This is a genomic window from Oscillospiraceae bacterium (assembly GCA_015068645.1).
GTDB lineage: Bacteria > Bacillota > Clostridia > UMGS1840 > UMGS1840 > SIG452.
The window spans coordinates 72,298-90,346 of the sequence record SVKD01000005.1 but is presented as its reverse complement, the minus strand read 5'-3'; the positions used below and the strand labels follow the sequence as shown (position 1 = coordinate 90,346).

The 18,049-nt window shown below is 39.0% G+C and carries 19 protein-coding genes; all 19 read right to left on the bottom strand.

Annotated features, from left to right (window positions below; all coding sequences use genetic code 11):
• Positions 1-51: 51 nt before the first annotated feature.
• Positions 52-1,116 carry a hypothetical protein gene (locus E7413_03310; GenBank protein MBE7018890.1) on the bottom strand — a complete coding sequence of 355 codons (1,065 nt, stop codon included), beginning with the start codon at positions 1,114-1,116 and terminating at the stop codon, positions 52-54.
• The gene (locus E7413_03305; GenBank protein MBE7018889.1) at positions 1,113-1,994 is read right to left on the bottom strand and encodes a hypothetical protein; all 882 of its coding nucleotides are present in this window, start codon (positions 1,992-1,994) and stop codon (positions 1,113-1,115) included. The genes E7413_03310 and E7413_03305 overlap by 4 nt, the downstream gene beginning before the upstream one ends.
• Before the next feature lie 11 nt (positions 1,995-2,005).
• Complete coding sequence (locus E7413_03300; protein MBE7018888.1) at positions 2,006-3,058, bottom strand: hypothetical protein; 1,053 nt, start codon at positions 3,056-3,058, stop codon at positions 2,006-2,008.
• Positions 3,059-3,230: 172 nt separating this feature from the next.
• Complete coding sequence (locus E7413_03295; GenBank protein ID MBE7018887.1) at positions 3,231-3,941, bottom strand: zinc ribbon domain-containing protein; 711 nt, start codon at positions 3,939-3,941, stop codon at positions 3,231-3,233.
• 109 nt (positions 3,942-4,050) lie between these two features.
• Positions 4,051-4,929 carry a radical SAM protein gene (locus E7413_03290; GenBank protein ID MBE7018886.1) on the bottom strand — a complete coding sequence of 293 codons (879 nt, stop codon included), beginning with the start codon at positions 4,927-4,929 and terminating at the stop codon, positions 4,051-4,053.
• 4 nt (positions 4,930-4,933) lie between these two features.
• Entirely contained in the window at positions 4,934-5,665 is a 732-nt protein-coding gene (nadE, locus tag E7413_03285; protein ID MBE7018885.1) for an NAD(+) synthase, read from the bottom strand.
• Positions 5,665-7,134 (bottom strand): nicotinate phosphoribosyltransferase, encoded by a 1,470-nt coding sequence (locus E7413_03280; protein MBE7018884.1) that lies wholly within the window; start codon positions 7,132-7,134, stop codon positions 5,665-5,667. The genes nadE and E7413_03280 overlap by 1 nt, the downstream gene beginning before the upstream one ends.
• A 12-nt stretch (positions 7,135-7,146) precedes the next feature.
• Positions 7,147-7,944 (bottom strand): ribose-phosphate pyrophosphokinase, encoded by a 798-nt coding sequence (locus tag E7413_03275; GenBank protein MBE7018883.1) that lies wholly within the window; start codon positions 7,942-7,944, stop codon positions 7,147-7,149.
• A gap of 2 nt (positions 7,945-7,946) precedes the next feature.
• Positions 7,947-8,477, bottom strand: a complete 531-nt coding sequence (locus E7413_03270) for a cysteine hydrolase (protein ID MBE7018882.1) — start codon at positions 8,475-8,477, stop codon at positions 7,947-7,949.
• 13 nt (positions 8,478-8,490) lie between these two features.
• A complete protein-coding gene (locus E7413_03265; GenBank protein MBE7018881.1) occupies positions 8,491-9,534 on the bottom strand; it encodes a nicotinamide-nucleotide adenylyltransferase in 1,044 nt (347 codons plus the stop codon).
• Positions 9,535-9,537: 3 nt separating this feature from the next.
• A complete protein-coding gene (locus E7413_03260; protein MBE7018880.1) occupies positions 9,538-10,224 on the bottom strand; it encodes a nicotinamide mononucleotide transporter in 687 nt (228 codons plus the stop codon).
• A 14-nt stretch (positions 10,225-10,238) separates the two neighbouring features.
• Positions 10,239-11,087, bottom strand: a complete 849-nt coding sequence (locus tag E7413_03255; protein ID MBE7018879.1) for an NUDIX hydrolase — start codon at positions 11,085-11,087, stop codon at positions 10,239-10,241.
• 190 nt (positions 11,088-11,277) lie between these two features.
• Positions 11,278-13,302 (bottom strand): S-layer homology domain-containing protein, encoded by a 2,025-nt coding sequence (locus tag E7413_03250; GenBank protein MBE7018878.1) that lies wholly within the window; start codon positions 13,300-13,302, stop codon positions 11,278-11,280.
• A 31-nt stretch (positions 13,303-13,333) separates the two neighbouring features.
• Complete coding sequence (locus tag E7413_03245) at positions 13,334-14,911, bottom strand: hypothetical protein (protein MBE7018877.1); 1,578 nt, start codon at positions 14,909-14,911, stop codon at positions 13,334-13,336.
• A gap of 267 nt (positions 14,912-15,178) precedes the next feature.
• Positions 15,179-15,577, bottom strand: coding sequence for a hypothetical protein (locus E7413_03240; GenBank protein ID MBE7018876.1), 399 nt, complete (start codon positions 15,575-15,577; stop codon positions 15,179-15,181).
• Positions 15,578-15,702: 125 nt separating this feature from the next.
• The gene (locus E7413_03235) at positions 15,703-15,900 is read right to left on the bottom strand and encodes a (2Fe-2S)-binding protein (protein MBE7018875.1); all 198 of its coding nucleotides are present in this window, start codon (positions 15,898-15,900) and stop codon (positions 15,703-15,705) included.
• Positions 15,901-16,187: 287 nt separating this feature from the next.
• The gene (locus E7413_03230; GenBank protein ID MBE7018874.1) at positions 16,188-16,910 is read right to left on the bottom strand and encodes a hypothetical protein; all 723 of its coding nucleotides are present in this window, start codon (positions 16,908-16,910) and stop codon (positions 16,188-16,190) included.
• A 68-nt stretch (positions 16,911-16,978) separates the two neighbouring features.
• Positions 16,979-17,566, bottom strand: a complete 588-nt coding sequence (locus tag E7413_03225; protein MBE7018873.1) for an NADH peroxidase — start codon at positions 17,564-17,566, stop codon at positions 16,979-16,981.
• Between the two features lie 72 nt (positions 17,567-17,638).
• Complete coding sequence (locus E7413_03220) at positions 17,639-18,019, bottom strand: transcriptional repressor (GenBank protein ID MBE7018872.1); 381 nt, start codon at positions 18,017-18,019, stop codon at positions 17,639-17,641.
• Positions 18,020-18,049: the final 30 nt, after the last annotated feature.

Sequence of the window (18,049 nt, the reverse complement as noted above, 5' to 3'; positions counted from 1 at the left end):
GAATCAGATAAATTAAGAATTTGCAGTTTTTAAAAAGGTAGTGAATCAGTTTCATTTTTTCAAAAATTTTCGGTAAATCTTAGCCTTGGTCAGTAAAACAGAGGGGCTTAAGTTTACAAAATCACATAATAATTTTAATTCTTTTTTGGGGGCTTTTTCGTAATGCTTTTTTCTCACTTCGTCTTTTGCCGTCTGCTTGTCTGAATCACCGTTCCTTACCAAAAAGCTGATTTCCGGCAGACAGTGGGGACGACCTTCTGCACATTGGTAAATATAATGCGCGGCATTGTGAATTTTGCAATCGTAGTGGTCGTAGTCTTTTTTGGGAGTCCAGCTTGTGTTTTTTAAAAGAAACTCCACGATTTCTTTTTCATCGTATTTATGATACAAAAAATAGGATACAAACTCACGGAATGAATTGTTTTTGATGTCTTTTAATAAAAAACTTCTGACTTCCGCCATCAGCCTTTTATCCACTTTGCATTCAATGCTTTTCAGTAAATCGGTATATAATTCATTCACATCAAAAGTAGTTGGTGACTGTAACCCTGCATCCACCAGTGCGGTAAACACATCATCCCCGTAATAGCGAAGCATTTGTTGCGGACTTCTTCCGTGAATACAAAGTCCTGCATTGATTTTTGCGGTATAGTTAATCATGGTTGCATAGCCTAAGTACGAGCAGGCAACGCAAGGGGCTAACCATTTTTTCATTGAATAACGGTAGAATTTTTTTAAGATTTCGGGGGAGAAATCAATATATTCATGTTCTACGTCGAATTCTTTTACAATTTTATCAATGTTGTATCTGGCAGAATCACTCAAAAAACCATTGTTTAAGGTAAAGGTTTTTACCTTAAGTTGATATTTTCTGACCAGCTCATGCAACACAAATACGCTGTCTTTTCCGCCTGAGATTCCTAAAGCCACATCGTAATCAAATTTTCCTTTGATACGCTCAATTCTTTCTGAAAAGAGCTGTTCAAGATGCGGATAATCATTTAACTGTTTTTTGATGGTATCATAGCGGTTACAGTAATTGCAAACGCCGTTTTCATCAAATTGAATTCTTCTTACCGTGGTATCATTGATGCAACGGGTACATTGTTTTTTCATAGAAGCTCCTTTTTATAGACTGCATATCTTTTTTCATTGGATTCAACAGTCGAGTCAAAACGACGGAACATATCCTTTTGTTCGCATTGAAAATGATAGATAATATCTGAGTATCCCATTTTTGAAACATAGTCATAGCCTAAGTATAAGAGTGCCACATACAGCTTGTTTTTCTGAAAAGCTTTTTTCACGGCAGTCGTTTTGGAGATGAAATGATTGCTGTAGGGATTAGCATAGCCCATAGCGTATCCAACGGGTTTGTTTTTGTAATAGGCCACATAAATCGCCACGTCTACCTGCTTTATCCAGCTCATATAGATTTTGGTAAAATATTCATCTGGAATATCGGAATAAAGATAAGCATCCCTGAAGGCATCTTTGGAGATGGCAAATACTTCTTCAGCCAAACTGAGAGCTTCTTCTCCATGATAAAAACGGAAGGAAAATCCTTCGTCCAGCTTTTTTTTGTAAATCGCTTCTCCCATAGCATACAGAGGATTGTTCATATCAATTACCGCACTGCGATAGGTATAGAGTGGAGAATATCCAAGTTGTTTTACAATATCGTTATAATACGGCGGATTGTTGCAATCGGGAAATAGTTTTAAATCGTAATTGTCAGTTGTCCAGCGATACGACATCCAGGAGCAATAATTCATAGGACCCACAATCTTCTGGTAGCCAAGTTCTTTGGCGCGGTTTTCCAAATTGCAAAACAGCTTCTTGGCATCCGTCAGATTTTCCGATAAGTTCACAAAACCAAACATACACGGATAATCTTCCAGCTTTTTATTGATAATCAGGTATGCGCTGCTGTTTCCAACTTCAAATTTTTCATAGTAATCGGCAAGTTCTAAGATTTTCAGTTCTCGTTCCATAAGAGTTCCTTCTATTTTTCGATATTTAACAGATCCATTAAAGTGGCGATGTTTTTCGCAATCCGATTCGCATAATTTAACTGTAATCGGATATCTGCGCCACGGATTAAGCTTAATTTGATGATGCAAAATTCCAATAGATTAAATCGCAGTAACTTTCTGTAGGTTTCTTCAGATATTGCGATGGGGAGGTGCTCCTTGTGATAAGTAAACACATTTTTGATTTCTTCCGGCGACATATCGTCCATCACAGACAGAACCAATTCCACAATATCGTGTTCGGGATTTTGAAAGGTAGCCAGTTCCCAATCGTAAAAGATAACCTTCTTGGGAGTAACAGCAATATTTCGATTGGAAAAATCGTTGTGCGTCAGAGTTTGGTGAAAAGATACTTGTTTGGCTTCCTCATCCAGCCGATCTGCAAAACGGTGAATTGTTTGCACCTTCTTTTCTCCTAAAATGCTTAAGACATTATCCCCTAAATGATCAAAAATCTTTTTTAAAATTCGTTTTTCTTTTTTATAATCTTTGGCACTAAAGCGGTTGATACATAGGTCTTTCACTGCATTTGGTTGATTAAAAAAATGATTATGAATTGGGAGAATCCCATCAATAATCTGATAAATGTTTTCTTTGCTTACGGGGGTGCTGAAAGAGAATTCCTCCATCGCTAAAAAACCGGTTTTACCAAGCGGTCTAATATCAGCTCCGTACAGCAGCGGTAAATGTTTTCGCAATTTTTTTGGCATCTTTTGGTAGATATAGGCTTCCCGTTTCCAACCTTTTTGAAATCCAAATGTTTTGTTTCGCATACAAATAGCCAAAAAAAGCGGAATGTTGTGTTCAGCAAGCATTTTTGCACCTTTGGCAAGAATGATTGCTGACTTTCGTTTTCCGATAAATGTGGTTTTGGTACCATCTGAAAATTCCACGTTGTACCGAAAAACAGAGCCTTTTTTGGAAAGTATCCGTGTGCTGATACCCTGGTTATCGGCAGGAGATGTGACATTCCATGATATCGGTGTTTTATGAAATATATTTTTGAGGGTTTGTTTTTGTTTCATAGATTGCTACCTAACAACATTTTTCGACATAAAATACAAATTTATTATAGCATAAAACCATTTGAAAATCAAGGCTTGCGCCGGAAGATTTTTGGGGAAGTCTTACCGAGAATAAATACAAAAAAGGTGTATCATGGAAGATACACCTTTTTTGGTATGAAACCAGCTGATTTTACATAATTGTCTGGTCAGCATTATGGCTGGGAAGGTTGTTTTGAGCAGCATAATTTTCTTGCGGGTTCTGTGCTTGGTAACCCGGGTTTGCAAACGCAACACCACAGTGCACGCAGAAATTACTTCCCGGAGGAATTTCGCTGTGGCATACAGAGCATCTCATGCTTTGTTGGGGAATATTTGTGACAGGTATGCCGGCTTTTTGGTAGGGATTTTCTGCATAACCGTCATTCTTTTTGGATCCCCTTGCAATTGTTTTAAAGAGAACATGTAATAAAACAAGAAGTGCTGCACTGCCAATTGCGATGAAAATGATATCTGCCTTATAATCGCGCCAAAGAGTAGCAGAAAGTTGGTTCCACTGTTCGCGGATATTGACAGTAGGTTCGCTTTGAGTATTATCTTCAACGGTAACGGTACCCGTTTTTCCGGTTCCAATAATTTTCATTTTGTACTCTCCGGGATCGATATCTACCAATATCAGATTGCCGTGTTTATCCAAGGGACGGGTTATGGTAGGACTTCCGCTTTTTGAAAGTTCAACAATACTGTTGGCATACTCTTCCCCAAAGCTGAATAAAGTTTCAGTTGTTACTGTTTGGTTCATTCTGGTGATGTTTAAAACAATCAGCCCAATCACAACTAAAATAATGAGAAGCAAGGAAATGAGTGTAACTATTTTTGCTCCACTTGTTTTCTTTGTATTCATAGCTGTTTTCTCCTATATGATTTCTGTTTTCATTCTTCAGTATAGCACAGCTTTTCGGATATTGCAATTATTTTTTTGTGATCTTGTAGTAAAACAATGGTGTTTGCTTTTAAAAAATAAGACTTGCAGTATCATCCCAACGACTGTATAATCTGCAGTTTGGCTGCAGAATTAAGTATTTATAATCTTCCACAGCAGTTTTACTCATACAGTCATCATCAACCACTAACGACATTCCGAGATAGGAATATTTGATTCTGCCGTAGGGGAGGCGTTCCAGTTGAATCCCGTTAGAACGTACAGTGTCCACGATTTCGTTGGTGACATCTTCGTTGCAGGCGTGTTCGTTGACCCAATCAGACTGGGGACTTGCGTCATTGGTTTTGTATAGAAGACGAATGGTCATCTGGTCTGGATTGAATAATTTTTTCGCATCCTCAAAAAATTCGGCTGCATTCCGATGATATTTATTGAAATAATCAGTCATGTTGACAGATAATCTTAAATTGAATCCGAAAGATTTGATTTTTTTCGTAAGTTCCTGCAGATTTACTGCATATTTTTCAGGCATCTGCACGTAGGAACGGTTGACTTCATCATCAAAAGAGGTGATGGACACACTGATAGTATTTACTCCAACACTTTTCCTTAAAAAGTTCAGGTAACCGTCATCTAAAAGTACACCGGTGGTTTGCATTTCAATCCAACGGAAAGGTTTTTCCAGCCGTTTGTTCATTTCGGCAAAATATTGCAGAAATTGCTTGTTTTGCTGAGGTTCGCTGGAACCGGTGAGCATCACGGTATTACAGCCGTTATCTCTTGCGAATGCAAGCCGTTTTAAATAATCGCTCTGATGGGTTTCAAAATCGGGATCATCAATGTGAATATGATAGGGAATATCTTCACAATGCATTCTGCTGACACAGAATTTGCAATTGTTGATACATGAGCGATTGGGAACAACGATAGATAAACTTTGGATATTCATAGGATTATACCTCCGGTTTGAAGCAGGGCATCAGTTCCAATTTAAACAGATTCATTTTGTGTTTTCTGTCAATCAGTTCTTTTTTCGCCTGATCTTCAATTTTGCCGGTTCTGATATAAATATCCAGTTCCGCATAAGTGAACCCTAAATTTTCTTCATCAGTTTTTCCGCAAAGACCGTCAATAGGGATTTTATCTACCAAATCTTTGGGTAAGTTTAATTCATATCCGATTTGTTTTACTTCGGTTACCGTCAGATTGGAAAGCGGAGAAAAATCACCCACGGAATCGCCGTATCTGGTGGAATATCCAACCCAGTCTTCCGACAGATTACAGGTGTTACATACTCTGCCGTTTACGCTCTGAGATACTGCATACAGGGTAGACATTCTGATTCTGGGAGGAATATTCTGAACAGTTTGAGAAGTGGGTTCTAAATCTTTTGGAAAGTTTTCTAAGATGCCGTCAACCGCATCCTTGATATTGATTTCATAATGACGGATTCCCAAGTGATTAACAAGTTCATAAGCCTTGTCGATATCGTGCTGTTCACCCTGAGGCATTAACACTCCCACAACTTTATCTTTTCCCAAAGCTTCCACACACAAAGCTGCCGCAATGGAGCTGTCTTTTCCGCCGGAAATTCCAACTACCGCATTACAATCTTTTCCGTTTGCTTCAAAGAAATTCTGAATCCATTTTACACAGTCATTTTTCACTTTTTTTGCATCAAACATTAAAATTCACCACCATTCAATTTTTGACGTATTTCGTCCAATGTATAATCTTTTACCATTTTTCCGTCTTTAAATACGGTTTCCAACAGATTTCCTTCGGGAATGTTTTTGGAAGTGTATTCATCTTTGTATTTTAATTCGCCGTTTTCTTCATACACATAGCAGAGACCTTTCTGGCTCTTTTTAAAGCCACCGTCTTTGGGATTTTTGAAAACGGGGTAGCATTTTCCGTCCACTTCTGCATAACAAGCCTTGATGCAGGAAGAGAAGGTGTCTCTGGTGAAAGGTTTTAACATATTGTCTTCTTCAATACAGTGCATGGAGAAGGAGCCGACACCTAAAGCCACGTTAGAGCAAGCGAAACCTTCCTTCATTAAGATTTCATAAATTTCTTCGCAACGCTGTACGGTAATGCTGTCTCCATAAATAGCTTTTACATGAGGATCCAACACTTTATATCCTTTGGAGTTTACAGTTCCGCCGAACTGGTCCCACAGCTTGAATACGGTTTTGGTAACTACTTCTACACAGTCTCCGGAATCACCTCTCATCAGCATACAGCCATTATGAGCTAAAATTTCATCGTGAAGTTGAGGCAGAATGTTATCAATTACGTTCCAGTAATCATAGCTATCCAGCACACAGGAGAAGCTGGTGTTGGGATATAATTCGGTGAGCATTTTGCGAAGGAAGGTGATTTCGTCGCCGTCCACTGCATAGTTGGAGCACATTACAAAGTGTTCGGTAGAAACTGCTCCGTATGCCACCGGCTCTTTGGTACAATCGCAGTTAAACATATTTTCCAAGTAGGGAATTGCAGGAACCGTAGCGGTATTTAAAAAGGATAAGCACCAGCCTGCACCTGCTTTTAATGCTGCATCCACACACATATCTCCTCGGAAGTCAAAAGCACCTAACGCTTTTGCTCTGGGCACATTGTCGTCTACGGTTTCCGCATAGTATTTATTGACAATATCTCTGTAGGTTTTGCCTACGGTTGCAGTAATTTGGGGATACCACATTTCTGCAGAAATCAAGCTTTCCAACGCCTGAGGCAACCAAGCGAAATCGTCGTGAGTGTTGGTGATGCCAAACATAGGCACGTGCACAGGAACCATGGTCCCTTCGGGAAGCGCAATGATTTCAATCGGTAAATATCCTAACTGATGCAGTTTTCTGATTTTTTCGGTTCCGTAGATCCCTTTTCCTAAAGTTGCATCCAGCACTCTGGTGTATTCTTCTACCACTTCTTCTTCGCTAAGCTCAAAGAAATATTGGTTAAAATAATCAATCAGCCAGGTTTTGCAGAACATCTGCACGCCGAACATTACCACTTTGTCCCATCTGTTTACACGGCTCATTCTGGGCGTGTAATAGGACATGGATTTGGTCATTTTGGGGTTAATCATATCGCTGTGTACAGTTTTATAAAAGTCGCACAGCAACATAGGGTTAATTGCATTGCTCATTTTCTTTTTCTCCTATAAGTTTACAATTTCTATCATTTCGTGTGTTTTCGTTAAAATACTGTTGGTGGTATAGATTTTTGTAATCAGACCACTTTCTAGCAGGTCACCGTCGAAGATGGTGTTTTCACAATGGGTGATATGCAGATAAATATTTTTTGCCCCCAGTTCTTTTAATTTTTTCGCCGAGAAGTAAAAAGTGCCGCCTTTGGAACAAATATCATCCACAATCAGGATGTTTTTACCTTGAATATTATCTACGTCGCCTGCTACGTCCAGTCCCTTGATCTGACCGGTTGCCCAATCACGTTTTTTGATACCGAATGCATAGGGAAGGGGAATCATACCGGAATAGCGTTTTCCTGCTCCTTCATCGGGATAAAACATAGAAGGTGCTTCTCCTTCTGCTGCTGTGATTTTGGCAATGGTATTTTCAATGAGTTTGGTGGGTTTTTCAATAATAATATTGTTTATGAGAGCTTCGCTGACGCTGGAATGCGGGTCTAAGACCGTTATGGTTTTGAATCCTAAAGAATTAATCACTCCGGCAAAGTATTTTAAGGTGAACACATCTTCGCTGGTTTTCACTCTGTCCTGACGGGCATTTGGAATATAGGGCAGATACAGATGAATTTGCTCTTTTTGGTGCGCTTTCAGATGATTTGTGAGGTAAATCAGCGCCATCATTTCCGTATCATTTTCGTAAAACCAGGAAATTGTTATTTTTTCCGCTTCCGGAATATCCTGTTTTAAGAGCATTGTTCCATCCGGAAAATGTCCGATATTTACAACAGTATCATTTAATTTAATCATAATTATTCTCCAATCACTTGAACCTGACACATTTTCATTGTGGTGAGTGCTGCATTGTGGCTATCGGGAGTTACTCCGGCGCAACAGCTTGCATCCACAGTTACTTTGGTTTCTAAAAAGTTCGCTTTCATTAAGAGGGCATTAGATACCACGCAGATATCAGTGCAAAGACCAATGAGCTGGATTTCTAATTCGTCAGGATTGTAGTTTGCTTTGATATATTCGGGAAGTTCGGTGGAACCAAAAGTGGGTTTTTCAATGGCTTTGTAAGTTTTTTTGTCAACCGCTGCCTGCACTTTGACATCCAGTTTCCAGCCGTCTGTTCCTTTGATACAGTGGGGGACGGGCAGATTTTTTCCTTCCTGAGTTTCCATATAGTTTTCGGGATGTGTGTCGTATGTTACGATAATATCGCCGTCAAAGTTCTCAATTTTGTTTACCACATTGTCTACAATGGCAACAGCTTCTTTAGAACCTAATGCACCGTTCACAAAATCTTTTTGCATGTCTACCACGATTAATAATTTTTTCATGTTGTTTTCTCCTTTACCATTTTGTTGTTAGATTGAGTTTTGTTTCAATGAGTTCTTTGGTTTTGTTAAATCGTTCTAAATAATCTCCACTGATGCTTTCAAAAGGAACTTGGTACTTTTGAAAAAAGCTTTTCAGTTGGTCACTGAATTTTTTGCGTTCCTGTTTGATGTTTTCGTTTCTGGTTCCATCCTGGATAAAAACGGTGCCTTCCGGTTCTAAAAAGATCACCAGATCCCAGATGTTTGTTTTTGAAATTGCTTCTGCAAACTTTGTACAAATTTTAATGTTTTCATTTTCGCCTTCCAGTAGGAAGTTGCTGTAAAACAGAGTGGTAAGAGCATCAGTGTCCACAAAAACGATTCTGTTACAATGTTTTGCCGCTTCCATAGTATTAAGCTTCTGCCGAAGAAAATTTTCGTATAAATCTTCTGCAAGCATTAAATCTTCACCACCTGCGTATTCGCAGGTTTCTCTGCCAACTTCTGTTACATAATTTGTGTTATATGCCAAAGCCAGATTTTGAACCAACGTGGATTTTCCGGTGCTTTCTCCGCCAACAATCAGTACCTTTTTTGCATAATGTGATTTGCATACCCCGGGAATATAATCCCAATGGTCCAATGCCCAGGTTCTGATTTCGGTGGAGCTGATAGGAACTTCCGTTCTGTCGAAATAATGAACAACACTTTCCGGCTCATATAAGCTTTCGAAACGGTTGGTCCCTTTGTAGTCACTTCCGCAGAAGACGATATCAATGGGCTTTCCAATCGTATTTTTAATATCTTTTGCACCTTTTTCCCAATAGTAATCAGTGTTATATTCTTCTTTGGATACTGCTTTGTCTTCAATCATAATGAGTTTGACATTGCGTAAATGTTTGATGCTGTTATAAATCCAACGATAACGAAGTTCTTTTGAAGTGGATTCTCTTCCTTGGCACCAACTGATCATAATATAGAGTTCTTCACACATGGCAGCTGCTCTTATCATATCGTGAATATGTCCGATATGCAGGGGATCGAAGGAGCCGCCATACATACCCACTTTATAGCGCATGGATTACACCTTCCTTCTTGCTTCCGTTTCCCATTTGATAAGCATCATCACAGAGTTTATCAGGTAAACACACCACATTAAGAGAGTGGCAATATTATCACCGCCGATGACAAATTCTGTCCACCACATATAGATGGTAAAAATGTTCACTCCCACCCAGATCCACCATTGTTCGGAATACATTTTTACAGAAACAATCATTGCAATCACAGAGGATACTGTGGTGAAACTGTCAACATATGGCATTGCATCACCCATCGCTTTTAAAATTAATCCGTATAACACAGTCGATAGAATAATTGCTCCCAATGTCAACAGTCTGCCTGTGACTTTCATATGTTGTTTTTTTACTTCCTTGGTTTCTTGATTCATATTTTTTGCCCAGATGAAGAAGCCTACAAATTGCATCGGTACGTAGTAAATTGCATTCAGCATGGTTTCGCCGTAATAGGTGGATTGATAAGCAATGATTGCATACAGAATGCTGTTTACTAAACCGAATATGTATGCGGAAAGCTTTCCTTTTCCGGTACATACCACGCAGGCAACTCCGGTGGTTGCTGAAATGATTCCCATTGGAGTATCCTGCCAGTAGAGGGAAAGTGCTAAGATGATGACAATGGCGATAACAAGCCAGCACACTTCCCACACTTTCCATCCGGTTAATTCAGTTTTTAAAAAGTTTTTCATACGCTTCACCAATATCACTGTTTGCGTCTGAACAGTCTTGCCGGTCTATGACCTGCACCTTCGGTGTATTCTTCGGTTTCCTCCAGTAAGGGGGTTACCTTTCTTCTGAAATTGGCGGTGAGAAGTGAGATGCCCAATAATGTTTCCTGCACTTTTTGCAGAGCTGCTAAGGTGAAGGTTTCCGGTAAGAAATCAAAAGCCAGGTCACTGTTATCTGCTTTTTTCCGAAGTTCGGTTAAAGCGGTTGCAATGATTTTTGCGTGGTCAAAGGCAAGACCGTTGTTTGTGATGATTTCAAAAGTTTTTTTGCCAAATGTGTTTTGCGATTCTTTTAATTCTGCTGTTAATGTGGCTTCTTCTTGAGAGAGGGTTAGGGTGTAACAACCATCACTTGATTCTTCAAATGAGACGGAAAACCATTTTGCATCTTTTGTATCGCTGCCACCTGAGATTTTCACTTCTTTTTCACTGATGATAGCTGCAAAAGCATGGGAGATGATTCTACCTCTGGGATCTCTGTTTGGTTCGCTGAATACGCCAACCGGAAGCATTGCTACAGGGGAAAGATTGGTTTCTTCTTTCGTTTCCCTTATTGCACAGGCTTCTACAGTTTCGTCAGCTCGCAGGAAACCTCCCGGTAATGCCCATTGATTGAAAAACGGATGCTCTCCACGTTTTACAAGCAGAATGGAAAGTTCGGGTTCTGAATCTTTTCTATGACAGTCTGATTCTTTTGCAAACATGGAAAATACTGTTACATCAGTCGCCACAGAAGGTCTGTCATATTGTTCAATCCGATAGGAAGCTAGAAACTGTTCTTCTGTTTGAAGGGGAGAACTTGTTTCTTGAACAATGGATTTCATTCCATTTGTTTCTTTTGTAATTGGGTCCATAAGAATATCTCCTTTCTGTTATTTTCAAATTGATTATATCACAATGATTATAAGTTGTCAATACTTTTTTGAAAAAAATGAAAAAATGTTTGGAGTATGAAAAAAAAGGTTGATTACATCAACCTTTTTTTAGTGTGTTTATAAGGAACTTTTTAGACTGTTATTTTGTTACGGAGATGACACAATCTAAAGAGTATCGGTTAGTTGTGTCAACATCAATTTCAATCTGATATCCTCCGTAATTCATCGAGAAAGATTCGGTTGTTCCATTGGAAGACCACTCATCGGAATCACTTAGTTTGATGGCTAAATCTTCCGTTTGTTCCACATCGGTAAACAAATCAACCAATGCGCAAAGGATAAGAACTTCATTATAACTTCTTATAGAATATGAAAACATATCTTTCAGCTTTGCGGTAAAACCGGGTTGTTCGGGATGAAATGTTAAATCCAAGGAGTTGTCGCTGCCTGAAATGAAACAGTCTTTTGTGATGGTTACAGCGTCATTTGTGACAGATACGTTCATTCCGCCAAAGGACGCTTTAAAGTTAGATGCTGCATCCATATTATACCATGCACTGTATAACGTTTCGGCAATCTGCAGTAAACGATTGCTGTCTTTATAATCCTTACATAAGGTGAGAGTATCCAAAACTTTTTGGTAAGCATTCGTCACATTTTGTGTGAATGTATATTGTGGGAAAATTGCAATGTAGTCTTCGAAAGCATCCACGCCTTCTTCGTAGTAATAAGCCTTCAGAATTTCATTGGCATCTTTATAACCGTTACATTTAGAAAGATACTCGATACCGGTTGTGGTATAGTTTAAAGACATCTGTTTTTTGCCGTATTGATAATAGCATTCCAGTATCATTGTAGCGGCATCCAGATAGCCTTCCGCTTTTTTGAGCTGTTCCACCGCTTGCAGATAATTGGAGTTTGCCATTGCAATCATAGCAGAATCATAATAGCTTTTTTTGAGAATGGTTTGTTTATCTGCAAAAGGCTTCCAGTCTAAAGCATTAAAAACGGAGTAAGATAAGTAATAACTTACTTTATCTACATATTCATTTGTGCTGATATAAGTGTATCCGACTTGTGTCATATAAGTAGGACCATTTGTATCGCAATAGTATGCTTCTGTTTGCGTTAAAGTATTGTCTGCATTCAGTTGATAAAAACAGCAGGAGCTGCCAAAAGCACTGTCAGACCCTTCGTTCAGCAAGGTTCCGTCTGCCAGAATATGAAGTCTGCTTCTTTCTCCAAAATAGCAGTTTTCAAAAATTGTTACAAGTTTTCCATTATTTAAGGTATAAATGTCAATGAAACCTGTTCCGTTGGAGAAAATTAACTCCGGAACGCCGTTTGTATTGATATCGCAAAGAGAATAGTATAATGTGCCGTTGTTTTGTCTGGCATAATAAACCATTAAATCATTAATAGCACTCCAATCCGAACTGTTAAAAAAGTTTTCATCCGCAGCCATTGCCTGATAGTATTCATAGATTTTCGCATCATATGCTGCATAACCGGTATGGTATAACTTTCTGTATTCGGGAATGGTAACGCTAAAGGTTCTTCTTGCAGCAACATTCATCATACGGGTTAAAATTACCGCCACTTCAGAACGTTTGATATTGTCGTCAGGATTGCAACTGTATAAACTGTCATTTCCTTGCACAATACCTGCCCGGTACAGCTTATAAATAGAAGATGACAAGGGATGAGTCATCGGCACATCAGGAATTGCATCGTCTTCCACATTGTTGATATCAGGCAATTGTTCAGCTGGAAGTGCTTTTGAAAAAATTTCCATGTATTCAGCACGAGTTATGACAGAATTCCAATTATAATCTTTGGTGATGATATTATTTTCTTTTGCATAATTCACAAAAGATGTATACCAAGGAACAGTCGGTTCAAAATTGACATTTCCTTCGGTGGATAATTTATGCATGCAGGATGCTAATTTCACTGCTTCTGCACAAGTTAAGTTGTCCTCCGGAGCATAGGTTGTTTCAGATTTACCGTTAATTAATCCCTGGCCAACTGCATTGTGGACATCCTGATAATACCATGCACCGGTTGGTACATCTGTAAAGTAGACGCCGGAAGCCAAACTTGTAGTCGGTACGCTTGTCAATATTAAAGAAAAAGTCAGCATCAGTATTAAAAATCGTTTCATAGTATTTTCCTTTCTTATCGTGTAGTTACGGTTATCTCGATTGGATTATTACGGTTTTTGTATTGGCATCCCATCCCACATCATAGCCGAAGAATTCAGCAATGACTCTGATGGGGAGAAGTGTTCTGTCGTTGATAATCTGAGGAGCCACATCAAAAGCGCCATATGAGATTTGATTCATCAGATATTCTTTCTTTCCGATTTGCATATGGAATTTTTTACCGTTTTTCGTTAAAATGATTCTTTGTTCTACGCCAAACCATTGGATACCAACGTCCATGGCATCACAAGCTGCACGCACAGGAACCAGGGTTCTGCCATCCTGGAGAATCGGAGGTTGGTCAAAGACCAGCTTTTGTCCGTTCACGGTTACTGTGATTTCGGCGGTTGGTTCAGCAAATATTTCGTTTCCGGTTAAGTCGATTGTAATGGAATCCCGTCCTCCCACATATACAATTTCGTCAAAGGCGCCGCCGTAACAAACATTTGCGTTGATGCTTTGTACGGTTTCTCCTAAAACCAGTTTGTTACCTTTGGGGAAATTATTGATGGCGGGATCTAATGTGTATCCGTCAAAATAACAATTTTTGGCATTATAGTATACGGTATCTACACCGAAAATATAGGAGAAGGCATATTCTCCGAGTCCTTCCACGGTAGATGGGATTACAATTTCGTCAATATTGATTGCGTTATAAGAAGCGGCTCCGTGCCAACTGAAAGAGTTGTTTCCGATGTAGGTGATACCTTCTTCAATCATGATGTGTCGGATGGCAGACTGGAAATTGTACCATGGGGTATCCCAAGGAGTTGCATAGTCATACATCATACCGTAACCACTGATGGTTAATACACCATCAGAGAAGCTCCAGACTGCTTGGTCACCGCACTTTTGTGAATCGGTAATGTCTGTTGCAGAATTATAATGGGATTCATCGATATAAATATCCTCATTTGTGATACCGGCATAGATATCATCGTAGGCAACGTCATTATAGGTTGTGACACGACCAATCTGGAAGTGAGAACAATAGGAAAAGTTAATTCTATGTATGGTAACTTTACAGCTGTTGCCCCAGTTGGAATCCAACACTTCCATACCGGTTTCGTCTGCACTGATAAAAATCACTTCATGGCCTGCAGTACCACCGTTTGATTTGGTACCGGATAAACTGATGATATCGCCGATCTTGGCATAGTTTAACACATTTTCAGCAGTTAATTCCATTTTGTCCAATTTATTGATTTTAATGAAATCGGTGTTGGAGTTTTTAAAGATGTACCACCCTGCGAATGAGGCAAAGCCGGAGCAGGAATACGCTTCCGGGTACGTTCTGGGGGAACCCGGGAACTGACTAACCGATAAATTTGTGACACCAAACATTTCCTGAAACCAGGGCTGTTTGATGATATTGGCGTTCAAGCAACGGCTTTCTGCATTTCCTGCACTTTGTCTGTCAGTGGTAAAATATGTATTACCCAACAATTCATACAATTTTTCGATTCTGGAACGGATTGCATCTTCCACACCGGAAGCACTGACGGATGTGATGCAGATTGCTGATAAAAGAATGGATACGGATAAAAGTAATGAGAGTAATTTCTTCATATTTTTCTAAAAAACCTCCTGTCGTTGAAAACTGTGTAACGTATGTTTGTGAGATCGCTGAAATCATTTTGTGATACCTGTGCATAGAGCGTTTTGTATCGTTGATTTTCGGTACGTTTCCTGCAGAATGATTCATTCTTTTTTATCACAATAAACACCATTATATCATATTTCTACAAAAAAATCAACCCCCACCCTAAACGGAGGCGGAGGTTGACAAGAATTTTATGGTAGTAAAATGAAATATTATTGCTAGAATACCATTGATTAATTATCCTTTTCAAAGGATATGATTTCACCGGTATCTGCATTGATTTCGTATTCATATTCCATAGTATCCCGGTAGAAATGAACATCGTAATGGTGGATGCCTTCATCAAAATCCAAATCGGAATATAAATTGGTGAGTTGATCAGCGGTAAAACCGGCATGCTTTAATGCAATGTCCTGCGCTTCCTCAGGAGTGAGGACAGGAGTGTAATTTGCAGAGTATTGGTTTTTAGCCGGGATGTTTTCTTCCGCGTCACGTTCAATCTGATCAATGCGTTGGTCGAAGGAATCTTCCATAGCTTCCAGCTTTTGCTCAATTTCTTGGGGAGAGCAACCAAACAGCAGGGAAGAGGTAATCATTATCATCAAAAGCAATGCAATTGTTTTTAATTTCATTGGTATTTCTTCCAATCATTCTAATGTTATTAAAATAGGATTGTTTCTAATGTCGATGATTTTTCGCAAGGACATCTTTTTTTTACTTATTTTATCATACTAATTGTAAGATAATCATTGTTTCATTACGGGGTCATAATCTGAGAGATTGCGTCCAATACTTTTTGGTAGCAACCGCCGCACCCGGTAGAGCAGTGGGTCACTTTCTGAACGCCTTCAAATGCTTCCAGTACGTCATTGAATTTGTTGTTTTTTTCTAATGCATCCATAATGTCAAAATAGGATACTTGTTTACAATTGCAAATAGTGTAGTTTTCAGTCATTGGAAACACCTCTTTCTATGTATTGGGAGGGGATTCGGTTTTTTAATGGCCAAATCCCCGTGGATTGTTCGTTCTTATTTAAAATATCTTTTTAACAGACCTTCTAAACCTTTACCGTGACGAGCTTCATAATGGGACTTGCTCACAGGAACCCAGTAAAATCAAGGGTTCTGTGATTTTCAATCTCATTTTGCCCACCAACTGCCCACCTTTTTCTTGCGCTCACCATTTGAGAGTAGCTGTAATAAAATCAGTTTCTTTTAATAATTTTAATTCAAAATTTAATACTAATTGTTGTCAATACATTCAACAAAATTATTCATCAATTCAAAACCTCGTCCTTTAACCTCACCAATTTTTTCGATGCCGAGCATAGCCTTATTTTGCATTACATCTGAAGATACATCTTCATCTTTGTCGAGCATACAGTAATAATATTCGTCGCCACTATCGCCCAAAACAATACCAATAATTCTCGCTTCATGTACATCATTGTTAATTGGCATGAAACAAAGCGCAACCATCTCTCCCGAAGAAAGCGTCATAATATCAGTATTCCACGTTGCAGGAGATGTATCATTTCGACTTTTATCAACCATAGATGGGGCAAAGCCTACAACTTGTGGGTCATTACAAAATGTAGTATATGCATTTGTAAAAAACTTCTGTAACGCCAACGCATCGCTCAAATTGACGATTTTTACAAATTCATCATGATTTTGACGAGTAATGTCAAATACTGCTCCTGATGCAAAAAGTTCAGACGGAGATTTTTCGCTAACATCCTGCATTATATCTTGATAGATTTCCTCTTTAGAGTCCGCTGTCTCACTTTGATCTTGTTTGATATTTTCATCGTCCTGTGATGTTGTTTGTACTGTTTGACCATTGTCAGACACATTATGATTACCTGAACAACCTATAACACCGATAACAAGCATTATCACCATAAAAATTAATACCAACTTTTTCATATTTCTTTTCATTTTTCCATTCTTAATTTTTCTCATTATACCACACTCACCGCAAAAAATCAATACCTGCCGCACAAAAACAGCAGGTATTGTAAAAAATTATCTTATTTAAAATATCTGCTTAAGAGACCTTCTAAACCTTTACCGTGACGAGCTTCGTCTCTTGCCATTTCATGAACGGTATCATGGATTGCATCTAAGCCGTTTTTCTTAGCGCAGCTTGCTAAATCAAATTTACCTTTGGTTGCGCCGTATTCACAGTCAACTCTCCATTTTAAGTTATCTTTGGTGGTAGCTTTCATATTGGGTTCTAAGTCTTCACCTAAGAGTTCCGCAAATTTTGCAGCGTGTTCAGCTTCTTCGTAAGCTGCTTTTTCCCAGTACAGACCAACTTCAGGATAACCTTCACGGTGAGCGATTCTTGCCATACACAGATACATGCCAACTTCTGCACATTCACCATTGAAGTTTGCCATTAACTGTTCAAAGATATATTTTTTATCTTCTTCGGAAATGTCGGGATTGTTTTTTACGGTTTTTGCATATACGCCGTATTCGTGTTCAGCAGCTAAAGGAGCATCTGCTTCCATAATGTTGAATTTTTCAGCGGGAACTTTACAAACGGGGCAGTTAGCGGGAGCCGCTTCGCCTTCGTGAACATAACCGCAAACAGAACATACAAATTTTTTCATAATTTTTTCCTCCTATAAGCCATTTTGGCTTTTTTCTTATATTGGGTATTTTTTTACTGATAACAAAGAGTGCTACGCATCTTTTTCACACTCGTGGCACACACCGTAAAAATAAACGGTAAAGGTTTCGATGGTGCCCAACTCTTCCACTTGCTCGGTGGAGATGTTTTCCTTGCCGCAATCAAAGATTTTTCCGCATTTTTTGCAAATGAAGTGATTGTGAGGGGAGCGGTTGCCGTCATAATGGTCGGATTCAACCTGGAGTCCCATTTTTTCAATCATCCTGTCTTCCGATAACTGGGCAAGATTCCGATATACCGTGCTTCGGCTTAATTCGGGTTGCTGCTTCTTAAGTTCCTGATATACACATTCTGCATCGGGATGATGTGTGGAGTGTTTCAGGTAATCTAAGATGGCAGCTTTTTGTTTGGTCATTCGACGGGGTGTTGCCATTTTGATCACCTCAATTATTTCTTATTCGGA

Excerpts from the sequence above, each read along its gene's own strand:
- nadE (MBE7018885.1), bottom strand. The coding sequence starts at position 5,665 with ATGTTTGATGCAAAAAAAGTGAAAAATGACTGTGTAAAATGGATTCAG.
- E7413_03300 (MBE7018888.1), bottom strand. The coding sequence starts at position 3,058 with ATGAAACAAAAACAAACCCTCAAAAATATATTTCATAAAACACCGATA.
- E7413_03250 (MBE7018878.1), bottom strand. The coding sequence starts at position 13,302 with ATGAAACGATTTTTAATACTGATGCTGACTTTTTCTTTAATATTGACA.
- E7413_03240 (MBE7018876.1), bottom strand. The coding sequence starts at position 15,577 with ATGAAATTAAAAACAATTGCATTGCTTTTGATGATAATGATTACCTCT.
- E7413_03305 (MBE7018889.1), bottom strand. The coding sequence starts at position 1,994 with ATGGAACGAGAACTGAAAATCTTAGAACTTGCCGATTACTATGAAAAA.
- E7413_03225 (MBE7018873.1), bottom strand. The coding sequence starts at position 17,566 with ATGAAAAAATTTGTATGTTCTGTTTGCGGTTATGTTCACGAAGGCGAA.
- E7413_03290 (MBE7018886.1), bottom strand. The coding sequence starts at position 4,929 with ATGAATATCCAAAGTTTATCTATCGTTGTTCCCAATCGCTCATGTATC.
- E7413_03310 (MBE7018890.1), bottom strand. The coding sequence starts at position 1,116 with ATGAAAAAACAATGTACCCGTTGCATCAATGATACCACGGTAAGAAGA.
- E7413_03270 (MBE7018882.1), bottom strand. The coding sequence starts at position 8,477 with ATGAAAAAATTATTAATCGTGGTAGACATGCAAAAAGATTTTGTGAAC.
- E7413_03280 (MBE7018884.1), bottom strand. The coding sequence starts at position 7,134 with ATGAGCAATGCAATTAACCCTATGTTGCTGTGCGACTTTTATAAAACT.
- E7413_03260 (MBE7018880.1), bottom strand. The coding sequence starts at position 10,224 with ATGAAAAACTTTTTAAAAACTGAATTAACCGGATGGAAAGTGTGGGAA.
- E7413_03275 (MBE7018883.1), bottom strand. The coding sequence starts at position 7,944 with ATGATTAAATTAAATGATACTGTTGTAAATATCGGACATTTTCCGGAT.
- E7413_03245 (MBE7018877.1), bottom strand. The coding sequence starts at position 14,911 with ATGAAGAAATTACTCTCATTACTTTTATCCGTATCCATTCTTTTATCA.
- E7413_03255 (MBE7018879.1), bottom strand. The coding sequence starts at position 11,087 with ATGAAATCCATTGTTCAAGAAACAAGTTCTCCCCTTCAAACAGAAGAA.
- E7413_03265 (MBE7018881.1), bottom strand. The coding sequence starts at position 9,534 with ATGCGCTATAAAGTGGGTATGTATGGCGGCTCCTTCGATCCCCTGCAT.
- E7413_03295 (MBE7018887.1), bottom strand. The coding sequence starts at position 3,941 with ATGAATACAAAGAAAACAAGTGGAGCAAAAATAGTTACACTCATTTCC.
- E7413_03220 (MBE7018872.1), bottom strand. The coding sequence starts at position 18,019 with ATGGCAACACCCCGTCGAATGACCAAACAAAAAGCTGCCATCTTAGAT.
- E7413_03235 (MBE7018875.1), bottom strand. The coding sequence starts at position 15,900 with ATGACTGAAAACTACACTATTTGCAATTGTAAACAAGTATCCTATTTT.
- E7413_03230 (MBE7018874.1), bottom strand. The coding sequence starts at position 16,910 with ATGAGAAAAATTAAGAATGGAAAAATGAAAAGAAATATGAAAAAGTTG.